The sequence below is a fragment of the Antarctobacter sp. genome (assembly GCF_034670325.1).
Taxonomy (GTDB): domain Bacteria; phylum Pseudomonadota; class Alphaproteobacteria; order Rhodobacterales; family Rhodobacteraceae; genus Antarctobacter.
The window spans coordinates 110,485-124,598 of the sequence record NZ_JAXMNR010000001.1 but is presented as its reverse complement, the minus strand read 5'-3'; the positions used below and the strand labels follow the sequence as shown (position 1 = coordinate 124,598).

The window sequence follows — 14,114 nt, the reverse complement described above, 5'->3', positions numbered from 1 at the left end:
CTCATCTCCTTAGTATTCCCGGACCACGACCGAGATCTGAGCCTTGGTCACGTCGGGGTTATGTTTGGACACGGCACGGTAATCGACGCCGCTGTCCGTTTTCTTGGCGTCCTTGGCCCCGGCGTTGAGGTCAAGCACAAGGGTTTCGTTCACGATACCCTCGTAGCGGTCCTTGGAGACGGTCTTGTGACCGACCGAGCAAGACACCTTGGAGGTATCGCGGGTCACCTTGTCGATGGCCGCCTGACCGCCGTTGCAGATGGCAAGGATGGTTTCCAGCCCCGGCTCGGAGGTGCGAAGCGCACCGCGCGGCGGGAAGACGTACTGGGTGCCACCGGGGATCACGATGTCCTCAAGACCCGGGAAGGGGTAGAGCACACAGCTGTCGTGGTCGTCGTCGATCGAGATCAACGTCAGACGGCAGTCGTGGCGCGGTTCGATGAAGACCTGCAGTTCGTCACCAACCTTGTAGGTGGTCTGGTTGGTGTAGACGGTCAGGTGGCTTTGCGCCGCGACCGAGTGCTGGACCGGGTCATAATCGCCGCCGTATTTCTTGGCGTCGTCATGGGTCTTGATCGGCTCGTCACCTTTCACGACGTAGTCGGTGCCTGTCGGCTTGTAGTCGTCATCCTTGACCACGTAGTCCTTTTCGGGCGGGACATAACCGGGATCGCCGGGCTTGTAGTCGGCGGCAGGCGGCACGTAACCGGGGTCGCCGGGCTTATAGTCGGCAGCGGGCGGCACATAACCGGGATCGCCGGGCTTGTAGTCGACCTGCTTGACGACCTTGACCTTTTTCACCGGAGCGTAATCGGTGTCCTTGACCACCTGCTTGACCGAATAGCTGAGGTCCGCAGTGACCACGTGATCGGTCTTGTACGGACGGTAGTCGGTCAGCTTGTCCAGCAGGACCGGATACGCGGCCGTCCATTCATCCCGTGCAATCGGCGAGATATCCAGACGGGTCAGCAGGCCAGCCATGTCATGACCGGCAAAGGCCATACGGCTGCGCAGTTGTTCTGCCGTCAGGCCCAGTTCGTTGGCGGCCTGATTGAAGTCGACGAAGTAATCGACGTGATAGACAAACAGACCCCGCACCGGTTCCAGCCCGGCTGCCTTGATGGACGGCTCGATACCCGCGCTGGCGAGGGTGTTCAGGAAGGCGTCGGAATCGCGCTGGAAGTATTCATTGATGACATCCTTGCCCGGATAGATGGCGTCGATGGTCTGACGCGCCGAGGCGGGCAGAGACAGGTTGTTCAGTGCAACCTCACGCACCGAGTCATCGTTGAAGCGCATGCCTTTGGAGTGGCACGAGATGCACGAGATGCCATTCACAACCTCGCCGGTGCCATCCGGATAGTCGGTGTCGCGCACGATGGAGGTCGGACCCACGTCAAGACGCGCGCCATCGGCGGTGTTGAGGTAATAGGCGTGAAAGCCGTTGGGCAGGGTAAAGATCGACTCGCCGCCGTCATGTTCGAAGGCAAGATCGGGGCCGTAGGCATCGATCGGACCCAGCGGGTATTCGAAAAAGCTCTGGCGGCCTTTCGATCCGGCAAAGTCATAAGACGTCCAGAAAAAGCCGGTGCCAAGCGGGTGGCGTTCGATCAGGCGGTTATGCGAGGACACACCCGAATCCTGAAAACCGGCGCGGACGACCTGTTCGTTGAGGATGTTGCGGCTCATGCTGAAGCCCAGCTTGGCCTCCAGACCCTGCACCGTGTCGGGCAAGCCCAGCATGTCGTAGTAAAGCGGGCTGACAGAGGCGGTCGCCGTGAACCAGTCGGCACGGATGACCGGGGTCATGGAGCCTGACAAGTGTTGCAGCGACCCAAGATAGGGATCGGTGTCGCTTTCCATGGCGTAGGGGTACTGCGATTCGAGATAGCCCCAGGTTTCATGCGTCCAGTCCAGATCGGGCAGGAAGACGCGCAGCAGGACGCCGTGCGGATCGACCTTTTCGAACTTGTAGACGTTCGCGTTCCAGCTAAGCGCATTCAGCAGCTTGACGGTCGCCGCCAGATAACCCTGGTAGTTCTCGTCCGTCACGTCCGGGTCGTTCCACATCGGACGCATCGAGATATAGCGGATGCGGTCACGGCGGTTGGTGGGCTGCGCCTGCAGGTCGGCATGGGCCATGGCGTACATGTCGGCCAATGAGACGTAGGTCCGCGGTTCCGGTGCGGTGTCGCCCAGCGCGACAATCCACGACTGAAGCTGTTGCAGCTCTGCCTCTGTCGGCACACAGCTGGGGTCCCAGCAGTTGTCCGGCATCGCCGGCGCGCCGCCGGTGATCACCTGATAGAGCTTGGACTTGGCAGGGTCGCCGACGACCACGAACTTGGGATCGTTGGCAAGGCGGCGCATGTCGAGGACGTGGCCGAAACCGGCCTTGGGTTTGGTCAGTCCATCGCCAAGCACACCTTCCTGGTGGCAGTCCGAACAATACTTTTGCAGGACGCCATAGGCGGCCTTTTCATAATCGGTTGCGTCGGCAGGAAGCTGATAGTTCAGATCTTCTGGATCAACCAGCAAGGTCTGATCCTGCGCCACAGCGGGCAGGGCAAAGGCGGTCGTCAGTGCGATGACGCTCACCTTTATCAGGTCGTTGGGTTGCATGACATAAGTCTCCTGTTGAAAGAGGGCTTGGGTGGAATTCTGATTAACGGCACCGGATGGAAAGGTACTTTTTGGAGGCCCAGCCGGTCACGCCGCCGGAGCCCCGGAAGGGGTTCTTGCACTGACCCGACAGGCAGCGGATCTGGGCCCAGTTGCCGCTTTGGTTCAGCACTTGAACGGTGTCGCCGAGATACGTCTCGGAGATGATCCGGCCACGGGTGCTGGCCTGCGTCCGGATGTTCAGGAAGCCACTGCCGTTGTTGCGGGTATGGCTGGAATAGCGATTCAGGTTCACCACCGTGGCGGTGCACTGGGCGACAGGCTGTTCCTTGGGCTTGTTCGAGGCGAGATAGCGGTTCGAAACCCAACCGTTCTGGCCGTTGGACAGGCGCACGTTGTTCCAGCCGTCGCTTTCACCCAGCACGGTCACCTTGTCGCCAAAATCGATCCGGTTGACCACGCCATTATGCGTGCCCGGACCAGAGCGGACGTTGAGGTGGTCGGTTCCCGTGACATACATCGTATAGGTCTGGGTGGGCGGCGGCGGCGTCACCTTCTCAGGCGTCTTGAGATAGGTGATCCGGTCGATCACCACGCGCGAGATACAATCGGCATCCGCGCCACAGCGGTCACGGGTTCCGGTGCGCCAGACGGACTGCTGGGTCGAGGTCACGGCACGGGCGGGCGATTTATACGCGCGCTCCATTTCCTCATCCAGACCGGCAAGATAGCGGTCACCGCAGATCGTACGTTCGGTCGCGTTCAGACCGCCGGACGTGCACCACCACAACAGCGGTGTTGTGTCGACGACCTCTTCGGGCGGCGGCGGGGGCGGCGTCACCTCGACCGGGTCGGGGGTGCTGCACAGCCGCGCGACATAGGACTTGGCAAGGATCGAATAGGGGTGATCGCCGCAGACCTGAAGGTAGGCCTCATAGGCGAAACATTCGGAGAATTCCTTGGCCTCGTCGTACAGTGCGTCGCACAGCTTGACCGCGGTTTCATCCTTGGTGTCGGGCGGCGGGGGCGGCGCGGTTTCGCCGGTGTCCACCGGGGGTGTCGGCGTTGGTGTCGGATCGTCGGCACCGGGCACGAAGACCCCCTTGAGCACCTTGGAGTGGGCCAGAATATCCCCCATCGGGATGGCGTAGTTGACCGCGTCGCGATTGGACCCGGCATGGTGCAGGCCCACGACCTTTTGCAAGGAGGCGTCAATCACCGGCGAGCCGGAGTTGCCCGGCAGCGTGTCGCAGGTGTGCAGCAACTGCTTGTTCGACAAGGCAGGCGCATTGGCGCGGCATTTTTCGCGGCTGATGCGCTGGGCCTCTCCCATGGGATGGCCGATCACCCAGTAAGGATCGTTGTCGTTCGGCGTCACCGCAACCAGATCGAGGGTTCCGAATTCCGCCGAGGGATCGCCGATCACCTCCAGCACCGAATAATCAAGGTCCTTTGAGGTCTCGATCGGGGTCGGAACCACGGTATAGCGGCGCGTGCCCTGATCGACACCCGGCTGGCGATAGCCCGCAACGAAAAGCACGGAATCGATGCGGGTGGCCCCGGCGCGTTCGTTTTCCAGAATGCCGGGCACACAGTGGTTGTTGGTTAGGATGTGCTTCTTGTCGACGATAAAGGCGGTGCAGGGATAGACGCCGGTGTCGGTCAGGATGTCCAGCCGACCGACCGCCAGACCCAGCTTTGAGAATACGCTGTTTTCGGAGTAGTTGAGGATCGGCTCATTGTTGTAGTCGCCAACCGCCAGTTCAAGGGTGATGTCGCTGCCGCCCGCCGCAGACTGATTGCGGCTAAGCACGACGCTGCCAAAGCTTGTGCGGTCAAACCCGACAAAATCCTGCGCGTGCACAGGGGCGGGCGCGATGGCCGACAACCCCAGTGAGGCGATCAGTGTTGCCAGAGCAGTAGACGTACGCACGGCAGGTCCCCTTTGAAAAAATGAATATTAACAAGTTGCCTTGATGTTCCTTCAGAAGGGGCAATCCGTCAACGAAGGAAAACCCGACCTTCGGAAAAGTCAGGGAAAATCCGGCATTTGAAGGGCATGAATCGGGGTTTTGGCCGCATGCGCCTAGAGCACGCGGGACAAGAAGGCGCGCGTGCGCTCTTGCCCGGGGTTGGCAAAGAGCTGTTCCGGCGGGCCGGATTCGAGAATTCGGCCACGATCCAGAAAGCAAACCGTGTCGGCCAGTTCGCGGGCAAAGCCCATTTCATGGGTGGCCAGAACCATGGTCATGCCCTCGGAGCGCAACTGGCGCAGGACGTCCAGCACCTCTCCCACCAGTTCGGGATCGAGGGCCGAGGTGATCTCATCGAACAACATAATCTGCGGTTTCATCGCCAGCGCGCGGACGATGGCCACGCGCTGCTGCTGACCGCCTGAAAGCTGGTCGGCGTAGTGGTGCATGCGGTCGGCCAGACCAAAGCGCGCGAAAAGCTCTGCCACCTTGGGTTCCAGTTCGGCCCGGCTGGTGCCGTGGACCCGGCGGGGGGCAAGCAGCGCGTTGTCGAGCGCGGTCATGTGCGGGAAAAGATTGAAGCTCTGGAACACCATGCCGATGCGCTGGCGCACCGGCTGCGGGTCAAAGCCGGGCTCTGATATGTCGATCCCGTCAAGCGTGATGGTGCCGTCGTCGATCGGTTCCAGCAGGTTCATGCACCGCAGAAGCGTGGATTTGCCCGACCCGGACGCGCCGATCAGGCAGATCATCTGACCGCCGGACACTGTCAGATCGACGCCTTGGAGGACCGGGTTGTTGCCAAAGCTTTTCTGGACGGCGTTCAGGACAAGTGTGGGCATCAGCTGCGGGCCTTGCGCTGGCGGTTCATCAGGTGATCGGCGTAGCGGGTGGCGGGAATGGTGATCGCAAGGAACACCAATGCCGCGCCGACATAGGGCGTGAAATTCGCCAGTAGGGATTTGTAGACGCCGGCCTGCCGGAAAATCTCGACCGGGCCGATAAAGGACAGCAGCGCCACGTCCTTTTGCAGCGCGATGAACAGGTTCATATTGGCGGGCACGACCCGGCGGATGGCCTGCGGCAGGATCACAAAGCGCATTGCATCGGAGGACGACAGCCCCAGCGACAGTGCGGCGGCGCGCTGGCTGTCGTGGATGGACTCGATGCCCGAGCGGATGACCTCTGCCACATAGGCGGCATAGACCAGCACCAGCGCCAGAGAGCCCCAGATATAGGGCGAATTCCACGGCCGCGGCAGGCCGAGACCGGGAATGCCAAAGCCGATCAGGTAGATCACAAGGATCACCGGCAGCCCCCGGAACACATCCGTGTAGAGGATCGCCAGCAGTTTGACCGGATACAGCGCCGGGGTGCGCAGGTCGCGCGCGACGGCCACGGCCAGCCCAAGCGCGGCGATCAAAGGCGCGCACCAGGCAAAGATCGCGATGTCCATCAGAAAGGCGTTCAGCAGGCCCGGAAATGTCTTGGCAAAGACTGCGCCGTTGAAAAAGCTGCGCTGCACGGCCTCCCATCCCGGCGCCAGCGGCACCAGCACGATCAGCGCCAGCAGCACCGCGCCGGTGGACCCGGCGGCGATCAGGTTGGCGCGTCGGCGCTGGCGGGATTCAAAGATTTGGCGGCGGGTGGGCATGGATCGGCCTGTAGGACGAAAAAGCACCGGAGGAAAGGGGGCGCTGCCCCCGTCCCTGCGGGACTCCCCCGGAGCATTTTTGCCAAGAAGAAGCCGGGGCGCGGCGCATGGCCTGCCCCGAGGCGACTTATTCGATGACCGGTACGCCGGTTGTGGCTTGCAGCCATTCGGCCTCGATCTCGGCCAGTTTGCCGCTGTCCTTGAGCGCGGTCAGGGCGGCATCGACGCAGGATTTCAGCGGGTTGCCCTCTTCGAGCAGCATGCCGAACTGGTCGGGGTTCTCGCTGCGCTCTGGCGGGAACTGACCAAGGATCACGCCGTCATTGACCACCACCGCCGACAGATACAGCGCGGTGGGCAGATCAAACAGCGCGGCGTCGATCTGGCCCGCCTGCATGGCGGCGGTCACGTCGACGTTGTCGCCGTAGAGCATGGGCTGTTTGTCGGGGCCGATCAGATCGGTCAGCATCGGCACGGCGGTGGTGTTGGCGTCGGCCCCCCAGATCAGGGTTTTCAGGCTGGCGACGGTTGGCGCGGCGCCGCCGTCAACCACGGATTTGGTGGTCAGGACCGCCATCGCCGAGCTGTAGTAGGGCATGGAGAAATCGACCACCTGTTCGCGTTCCTCGGTGATCGAGAACTGTTGCAGGTTGACGTCGAAATCCTTGGCACCGGGCTGGATCGACTGGTCGAACGAGGTGCGGACCCATGTCACCTGATCGGGGCCAAAGCCCATCTCGGCGGCGACGGCATAGGCCACGGCGGCCTCGAACCCTTTGCCGCTTTCGGGGGCGTCATCCAGCACCCAGGGAAAGAACGCCGGGTTGCCGGTGGCGATGGTAAACGTGCCATCGGTCAGGGTTTTGCCCGCAGCACAGTCGTTTTGCGCAAAGGCAGCACCGGCGAGGCCGCAGGCAAGCGCGGTGAGGGTCATGAGTTTCATCGGAAAGGTCCCTGTCGGATTATGGTTGCGCACAGAGTTGCCGCCGGGGCGTGACTTGTCAATTTGGCCCTGCGCGCCGCGCGTACCGACAGCCACGATTTTCCGTTCAAGTGTCTGTCTTGCAGGTATTTTTGTCGGTTGCACCCGGATTGCCGCCCGCCGTTGGTTTTGTCTTAATCCTGAAATGTCCCCGGCCTACTATCAGTGGGATTCGGGTTGGGGGCGGGCCATGAAATTCATCCATATGTCCGATATTCATCTTGGGACGCCGGGGATGCTGGTCGAGGGGATCGATCCGCAAGCGCGCCTTGCGCGTGCCTTTGGTCACATCGCCGAGCATCACGCGGACGCCGTGCGCCTTGTCATCACCGGCGATCTCACCCATTGGGCCGATCCCGAGGCTTATGCCGCGCTGAAACAGGCCCTGCGGGTGCTGCCGATGCCGGTGCGTCTGATGGTGGGCAACCATGACGACCGGGCGGTGTTTCTGGACCACTTCCCGGACCATCCGAGCGATGAAGGCGGTTTCATCAACCACGCCGAGGATCTGCCCGAGGGGCGGTTCATCTATTGCGACACGGTGCAGACGGCGACCCATGCAGGCCATTTCTGCTCTGCCCGGCGGGGTTGGTTGCAAGGCCAGCTAGAGGGCTGCCAAACGGCCTATGTGTTCTTTCACCACAACCCGTTGCATCTGGGCGATCCATCGACCGATATGCTGTCGTTGAACGATGCCGATCAGGCGCCGTTGCGGGCCTTGCTCAAGGCGCACCGGGACAAGATCGCGCATATCTTCTTTGGCCATGTGCATGAGCCGCTGTCGGGCACCCTGGCGGGCATCCCGTTTTCCGGCGTGCCGTCGACCGTGCATCAGGTGATCCCGAACCTGTCGCCCTCCATGTTCTCGGGCATGGCACCGCTGGAGCCGTCCTACCGCGTGGTGCTGCTCCGGGGAGAGGACGTGGCGGTACACCAGATCCCCTTCGCCTGGGAGGGTGAGGTGATCTGGCATGGCAACGATTGGAACGACTGGGCGAAAGAGGCCTGCGGCGTCAGCCGGGAAAATTAGGCGCGAATCGACATTAAGGCTCTGGCTTTGCAAATCTTTTCGTCATGTGCAATGCATGCACAAACCATGCACAATCCATGCGCATGACGATGCACGGATACACAGGTAAACGGAGCGTGCGCTGGCGCGTGGGCGCGTCAGCCGGGTTTGTAGTCGCGGTTGGCCTCGGGGTCTTCGTCGGCAAAGGGCAGGGCCATGAGGTCATCCCAAAGCGCGGCGGGCAGTTTCATCGCCGCCCAGTCCATCGTCTTTTGCACCCGTTCGGGGCTGGACACGCCGATCACGGTCGAGGTGATGCGCGGGTCGCGCAGCGAGAATTGCAGCGCCGCGACGCCAGTCGGGACGTTGTGGCGGGCGCAGATCTCTTCGATGGCGCGGACGGGGGCAAGGGCCGCGTCGTCGGCCTCTTGATAGGTGACGCGGGGCATGGCGGCGCTGCCCTTGGCCAGCACGCCACCGGCAAAGGGGGCTGCGTTCAGGATGGCGATGCCCTGATCATAGGCGTAATCGAACATCGCATCCGCCGACCGGTTCAGCAGGGTAAATCGGTTGTGGGAGATCAGCGCGTCAAAGGGATAGGCGCGCAGGATCGGCTCCATCACGTCGAGCCGCCCCATGGCGAGGCCGACAGCCTGTGCGAGGCCCTCTTCCTTGAGCTTGAACAACTCGTCCAGCGCGCCGCCGTCGCCGGTGATCTCATTCAGATCGCGGGCGTGTTCCGGGTCATGCAGGTGGAGCAGCGGGATGCTGTCGAGATTGAGCGCCGTCAGGCTTTCCTCGATCGACTGGCGTACGCGGGCGGCGTCAAAGCGGCGGGTGTCCATGTCGCGGTCCAGCTTGGTCGACAGGACAAAGCCGTCGGGCAGGCCGCCGCGGTCCTTGATGACTGCGCCGATGCGTTCTTCGGACCGGCCAAAGCCGTAGTTTCTGGAGGTATCGAGGAAGTTCACAGGCCCGTCGAAGATAGCGTTGACCGTGGCGTGGGCGCGGTCCTCGGGGACGGAATAGCCGTAGGTGTCGGGCATGTCGCCGAGGGCGGAGGCTCCGAAACAGAGGTCTGTCACTTCGAGATCGGTCTTGCCGAGGGCGTAGCGGGCCATGGGGGTCTCCTGCGTGTCCGGGGTTTGGGTGATTTGTGACCGGGACGGGGCGGCATGGCAAGGGGGCGTGCGGGGGTGTCCACGCGTGGACAAATTTCGCCGTGTGAAAAATCAAGGGGTTACAGAGGCGTTTTTACTTTTTGTTAGGAAGTGCCCGGTCCGCCGCTCCTGCGTCGGGGTGGTTGGATGATCGTCTTTTGGCGCTTGAACGGGCTTGGCACGAATGGGCCGGACTCGTTGCCGAATGTGATGCTGGTTGCGCGTTGTTGGATGCGTGATCAGGTGTTGAGCAAGGTCCGGTCCGAGCCCATGGTGCCGAACTCTGCAGAGCGAACGAATGGCTGCATTGAGGAGTGCAGTATGATTTACAGGCGCTGCACGGTTGCAATGAAGGTCCTCGCAAATTGGCACATTATGATGCCGAAGCGTTATCGGAAAATAATGCTGAAGTAGTTGAAAAGATTATGTCACTAAATGCTAAGCTGTCCGCTTTTTGGGCCTCTGCTCACGGCTGGGCACCCGACGATGCCGCGAACTTGCTCTCCAAATCACGCTTAGACTGGCAGGTCTCACTTTCAAAAACGCTTCATTTGTGGATCGATCGCGACCCAATGACCGACGGGGAATTGATCTTGGCTTGGGCTAATTTAGGGGCGTTACTTGAAGGGACTCTGAAGCTCTTCTTTTCAATTTTCTATTTGGATTTTCAAACGGATATCGACGCGCTCAAGAAGGCGAATGCTTACGACCACAAGAAGAAGACCCACAAGGAGCCTGACGGGCTAACACTCGAGGTCCTGCGTAGATATGTTATTCAAAAAAATCTCTTCGAAGAGGCACATCAAGAGATGTTTCAACGTGTGCAAAGCCGTCGAAATGCGTTTCACGCCTACAAGGATCGTGAGCTGGGCACCGTAATTGAGTTTAGAGACTCTGTTCGCGGCTACATGAAGTTTTTAACTCACGTTGATCTTCGCGTTCCATATCCAAATTACCCGTGAGGCTCGCGCCTGAAAGCCGCCATCTGCGCATCCGCCGCGAAATGGCGCTCCGTCCACACAGCAGCCATCCAACACGGCAACGCCCCGCAACACCCTGCCGGTGCGCTTGTGCCCCAAGCGTCTGGACGCACAGCGCCGCCCGCTCACCTATGACCCGCATCCCGATTGGGCGTGCGTTGTGTCAGGCGCGGGCAGCGCGACCTTTGCGCAGATAACCTTAGTGGCGGAATTTTGGCTAGGGGTCGCCTATGCCTCGCTACTGTCCGACCCAGCCATAATAGCTCTCGCCTTCGTCATTTTTCGCCGTGCAGGGCGTGCCGACCGTTTGCGACCGGCCGCTCAGCGGTGTGCGAAACGACTCGTTCACGCAGCGGTTTCCCTTGTCGGTGACATGCAGGCATTGGCCAACGATCTGGATAAAGCCGGGACCGCAGTAATCTGAGCATCCCGCCTCGACGCAGGTCTGGGCGGCGGACGGCACGGGCATCACAGCGACGGAGGCCGCGAACACTGCCAAAGACAAAAATTTCCGGATCATTCTATTTCCTTTCAAATGGGGCTTTGCCCTTTGGTAGAACCCGAGTGCGCGGAGCGCTCGCGCTTTGAACGCTTAATGTCCTGTGCAAACGGAGGCGCTGAGCGCGGCGAGCACTGCACGGCCGACAGATTGGCTGTCTGGGTAGTTTTGGTCGATCGCGCCCCACCGCCACGTCGGGGAGGCACCGCATCTGATGGTCAGATCGCCCCCGAAATCGCCAATTTTTCCCTCGCCCTTGACCTTGGCAGAGCAAGACCCGTCGCCGTTTCGGGTCACGTTTTCGACCCACCAGTTTTGGCTGTAGACCCCTTCGAGGTCTTCGGTATAGGCCCCGCCGCCCCAGCATTCCGCCTGTGCCGCTGAGGATGCAAATGCCCCGATCAACAGTGCAACTGTCAGTTTGAAGGTCATAATATCCGCTTCCAATATGTGCATTGCGCAAAGCCGGACGGCACCGACGAACAGGCGCGAGTGCCCCAACCCTGGCCGACATTCCCCAAGCGGAATGCCATCCATTAAATGGAGGAGCATGGATGCGCGCCTCTCACGGTTTTTGTGCCCGCCCCATGACCATCCTCTGCGAGCATCTTACGGGATCGCGTGACATATAGCGACTCTGCTCAAGTATAGCGCGGGAGGCCGCGCCGCCGGTTCCCCTGTGCAGCGCGTCCGGTAAGGGGGTGGGCGAGGGCTAGCCTCTGGGCCGGAGCATTTGCGGGTCATAGGGGCTGGGGTCGATGACCTTGGCTTTGAACCGCTGTCCCAGCAGGTCAAGCTCCAGCTTTGTGCCGGGGGGGGCAAGATCGGGATCGACGAAACCCAGCGCAAGGTTCAGGCCGGTGCGAAAGCCGTAGGCGCCCGAGGTGACGGTGCCAACCACCTTGTCGCCTATCATCATCGAGGCACCGGGGGCGGCGCGGCGGTCGGGGGCGTCGTGGCTGAGGGTGACAAGGCATTTGCGCGGGCCGTCCTTTTGGCGTTTGAGCAGGGCGGCTTTGCCGATGAACTCCTTGTCGCGTTTGACGAAGCGGTCCAGCGCGGTTTCAAACGGGGTGAATTCGGTGAGCAGGTCGGCCTTCCAATGCAGGAAGCCTTTTTCGAGGCGCATGGACTCGACCGCGTGGCTGCCGAAGAGGCGCAGCCCGTGCTTCTCGCCCGCCTCGCGCAGGGCGGTGTAGGCGGCGTAGAGGGAGGCGTTGGGGACGTGGATTTCATAGGCCAGTTCGCCGGAAAAGCTGACCGCAAGGACGGTGGCGGGGGCGAAGCCGATGAAACATTCGCGGGCAGATAGCCACGGAAAGCCCTGCGCTGACCAGTCGCCGCGCGAGGTGGCGGACAGGGTCTCGCGGGCTTTGGGGCCGGCCAGCACGAGGATTGTCATGTCGTTGGTGAGGCTGCGGATCTGCACGTCCTCATCGGCGCGTTTGTGCGTCCTGAGCCAATCCATGTCGTGAAATTCGGATGCGGCGGCGGAGCCGTACCAGACCCGTTCAGGCCCCCGGTCCGAGGCGGGCAGGTTGGCGAATGTTGCCTCTGCCTTGACCATGCCGTGGACGTTCAGCAGGTAGCCAAGGCCGACGCGGCCAGGTTTTTGGGTGACGCGGCCACAGCAGAGCCGGTCGAGGAAGGCGTGCCGGTCGGTGCCGGTGATTTCCAGCCGGTTGAAGCCGTTGACTTCGCACAGGCCGACGGCGGTGTGGACGGCACCCACCTCTGCGGCGACGGCGTCATGCGCCTCATCAAAGCGGTAGCTGGGGGTGATGTGCAGGCCGGGGGCAAAGACTTCGGCCCGTTCCCAGCCGTTGACCGGGCCGAAATGCGCCCCTTCGGCTTGCAGGATCGGGGTCAGGGGCGTGGTCTTGGCCATGCGGCCTGCGGGGCGGTGTTCGTTGGGAAAGTGAAAGCGGAATTCGTTTTGATAGTCCTGCACGGCGTAGCGGGCGCAGAGTTCGACATTGGTGTGGCCGGTGTAGCGGCGCGGGTCGATGACCCATGTGTCATAGCAGGCCTCGCCATGCACGATCTGTTGCGCCAGCAGCCAGCCGTGACCGCCGCCCTCGCCCAGACCGGCGCGCAGGCCGATGATGCAATAGGCGTTGCGCTTGCCCGGAATAGGCCCGACCAGCGGCGCGCCGTCGATGGTATAGGTGATGGGGCCGTTGACCACGGTGGTGATGCCGATCTCTGTCAGGGCAGGCATACGGGCGAACGCGCCCTCCAGCACGTCCATCACGCGGTCCAGATCGTCCGGGCAGAGCGCGTTGACAAAGTTCGGGTCGATCCCGTCCATGCCCCAAGTCTTGCAGTCCTGTTCGTAGAAGCCGACCAGCAGACCGTTCTTTTCCTGACGCGAGTAGTAGTCCGAGATCGGGCAGCGCAGCAGCGGCATCCGGTGGTCTGCGTCGCGGATGGCGGGAATTTCCTCGGTCACGAAATACTGGTGTTCCATCGACATGACGGGGTGGTGTACGCCCATCATGGCGCCGACCTCGTTCACGCGGTAGCCGCAGGCGTTGATGACGACCTCTGCGTGGATCTCACCCTTTGGGGTGGTGACGATCCAGGTGTCGTCGGGCAGTTGGCGCAGGGCGGTGACGGGGGTGTTGCGGTGGACCTCTGCGCCCGCCTTTCGCGCTCGGCGGGCCAGCGCCTGACAGAGTTGCGCCGGGTCGATGTCGCCGTCCAGCGGATCCCACAGCCCGCCGATCAGATTGTCGGTGGAGATCAGCGGGTGGCGGCGGGCGCATTCCTGCGCATCGATCACCTCGAACTCGACCCCCATGCCGCGGGCCATCGAGGCGAAGTGGCGGTAGCCGTCCATATGCGCCTGCGTGTTGGCAAGGCGGATGCCGCCGTCGGCGTGGTGGTAGGTGATCGGGTAATCCGGGTCCTCGGCCAGTTCCTTATACAGCGCGATGGAGTGGCTTTTGAGGCCAACCATGGTCTGCGTCATGCCAAAGTTCGTGACCTGCGCGGCGGAATGCCATGTGGTGCCGGAGGTCAGCTCATCCCGTTCGAGCAGCATGACATCACTCCAGCCCTCTTGGGTCAGGTGGTAGAGCGTGGAACAGCCTGCAATGCCGCCGCCGATCACGACGGCGCGTGTGGTCGTCTTCATGGGAACCTCCGTGGATTGGCGGTATCGGCTGTGATTTTCTTCTTTCGGGCAAGGGGTTCGTTGCGGCTTTGCGGTTCTGAAAACTGCGATTTCGTT

The 14,114-nt window shown here is 61.9% G+C and carries 11 protein-coding genes; 2 read left to right on the top strand and 9 right to left on the bottom strand.

Annotated elements, in window-relative coordinates; genetic code table 11:
- Positions 1 to 9: 9 nt before the first annotated feature.
- From VOI21_RS00620 to VOI21_RS00600, 5 genes are all read right to left on the bottom strand, one after another.
- Positions 10 to 2,622, bottom strand: coding sequence for a DUF4384 domain-containing protein (locus VOI21_RS00620; RefSeq protein WP_323766660.1), 2,613 nt, complete (start codon positions 2,620 to 2,622; stop codon positions 10 to 12).
- A gap of 43 nt (positions 2,623 to 2,665) precedes the next feature.
- Positions 2,666 to 4,555 carry an SH3 domain-containing protein gene (locus tag VOI21_RS00615; protein ID WP_323766658.1) on the bottom strand — a complete coding sequence of 630 codons (1,890 nt, stop codon included), beginning with the start codon at positions 4,553 to 4,555 and terminating at the stop codon, positions 2,666 to 2,668.
- Between the two features lie 153 nt (positions 4,556 to 4,708).
- The gene (locus tag VOI21_RS00610; protein WP_323766656.1) at positions 4,709 to 5,437 is read right to left on the bottom strand and encodes an amino acid ABC transporter ATP-binding protein; all 729 of its coding nucleotides are present in this window, start codon (positions 5,435 to 5,437) and stop codon (positions 4,709 to 4,711) included.
- Positions 5,437 to 6,249, bottom strand: a complete 813-nt coding sequence (locus VOI21_RS00605) for an amino acid ABC transporter permease (RefSeq protein ID WP_323766654.1) — start codon at positions 6,247 to 6,249, stop codon at positions 5,437 to 5,439. The genes VOI21_RS00610 and VOI21_RS00605 overlap by 1 nt, the downstream gene beginning before the upstream one ends.
- 127 nt (positions 6,250 to 6,376) lie before the next feature.
- On the bottom strand, positions 6,377 to 7,192 hold the full coding sequence (locus VOI21_RS00600; protein WP_416358943.1) for an ABC transporter substrate-binding protein: 816 nt from the start codon (positions 7,190 to 7,192) through the stop codon (positions 6,377 to 6,379).
- A gap of 229 nt (positions 7,193 to 7,421) precedes the next feature.
- Here VOI21_RS00600 and VOI21_RS00595 point away from each other — a divergent pair, with 229 nt between their 5' ends.
- Entirely contained in the window at positions 7,422 to 8,261 is an 840-nt protein-coding gene (locus tag VOI21_RS00595; RefSeq protein WP_323766652.1) for a metallophosphoesterase, read from the top strand.
- A 137-nt stretch (positions 8,262 to 8,398) separates the two neighbouring features.
- Here the strand turns inward: VOI21_RS00595 and VOI21_RS00590 are convergent, their stop codons facing one another.
- Positions 8,399 to 9,361, bottom strand: a complete 963-nt coding sequence (locus tag VOI21_RS00590; protein ID WP_323766650.1) for an aldo/keto reductase — start codon at positions 9,359 to 9,361, stop codon at positions 8,399 to 8,401.
- Between the two features lie 353 nt (positions 9,362 to 9,714).
- Here VOI21_RS00590 and VOI21_RS00585 point away from each other — a divergent pair, with 353 nt between their 5' ends.
- Entirely contained in the window at positions 9,715 to 10,362 is a 648-nt protein-coding gene (locus tag VOI21_RS00585; protein ID WP_323766648.1) for a hypothetical protein, read from the top strand.
- Positions 10,363 to 10,618: 256 nt separating this feature from the next.
- Here the strand turns inward: VOI21_RS00585 and VOI21_RS00580 are convergent, their stop codons facing one another.
- The 3 genes from VOI21_RS00580 to VOI21_RS00570 all read right to left on the bottom strand — a co-directional run bounded on the left by VOI21_RS00580 (position 10,619) and on the right by VOI21_RS00570 (position 14,018).
- Complete coding sequence (locus tag VOI21_RS00580; protein WP_323766646.1) at positions 10,619 to 10,900, bottom strand: hypothetical protein; 282 nt, start codon at positions 10,898 to 10,900, stop codon at positions 10,619 to 10,621.
- Positions 10,901 to 10,972: 72 nt separating this feature from the next.
- Positions 10,973 to 11,311: a hypothetical protein gene (locus tag VOI21_RS00575; RefSeq protein ID WP_323766645.1), complete on the bottom strand. Its 339-nt coding sequence runs from the start codon at positions 11,309 to 11,311 to the stop codon at positions 10,973 to 10,975.
- Positions 11,312 to 11,591: 280 nt separating this feature from the next.
- Positions 11,592 to 14,018, bottom strand: a complete 2,427-nt coding sequence (locus VOI21_RS00570; RefSeq protein WP_323766643.1) for an FAD-dependent oxidoreductase — start codon at positions 14,016 to 14,018, stop codon at positions 11,592 to 11,594.
- Positions 14,019 to 14,114: the final 96 nt, after the last annotated feature.

Coding starts and splice junctions, on each gene's coding strand:
- VOI21_RS00620 (WP_323766660.1), bottom strand. CDS start 2,622: ATGCAACCCAACGACCTGATAAAGGTGAGCGTCATCGCACTGACGACC.
- VOI21_RS00610 (WP_323766656.1), bottom strand. CDS start 5,437: ATGCCCACACTTGTCCTGAACGCCGTCCAGAAAAGCTTTGGCAACAAC.
- VOI21_RS00605 (WP_323766654.1), bottom strand. CDS start 6,249: ATGCCCACCCGCCGCCAAATCTTTGAATCCCGCCAGCGCCGACGCGCC.
- VOI21_RS00600 (WP_416358943.1), bottom strand. CDS start 7,192: ATGAAACTCATGACCCTCACCGCGCTTGCCTGCGGCCTCGCCGGTGCT.
- VOI21_RS00595 (WP_323766652.1), top strand. CDS start 7,422: ATGAAATTCATCCATATGTCCGATATTCATCTTGGGACGCCGGGGATG.
- VOI21_RS00590 (WP_323766650.1), bottom strand. CDS start 9,361: ATGGCCCGCTACGCCCTCGGCAAGACCGATCTCGAAGTGACAGACCTC.
- VOI21_RS00580 (WP_323766646.1), bottom strand. CDS start 10,900: ATGATCCGGAAATTTTTGTCTTTGGCAGTGTTCGCGGCCTCCGTCGCT.
- VOI21_RS00575 (WP_323766645.1), bottom strand. CDS start 11,311: ATGACCTTCAAACTGACAGTTGCACTGTTGATCGGGGCATTTGCATCC.
- VOI21_RS00570 (WP_323766643.1), bottom strand. CDS start 14,018: ATGAAGACGACCACACGCGCCGTCGTGATCGGCGGCGGCATTGCAGGC.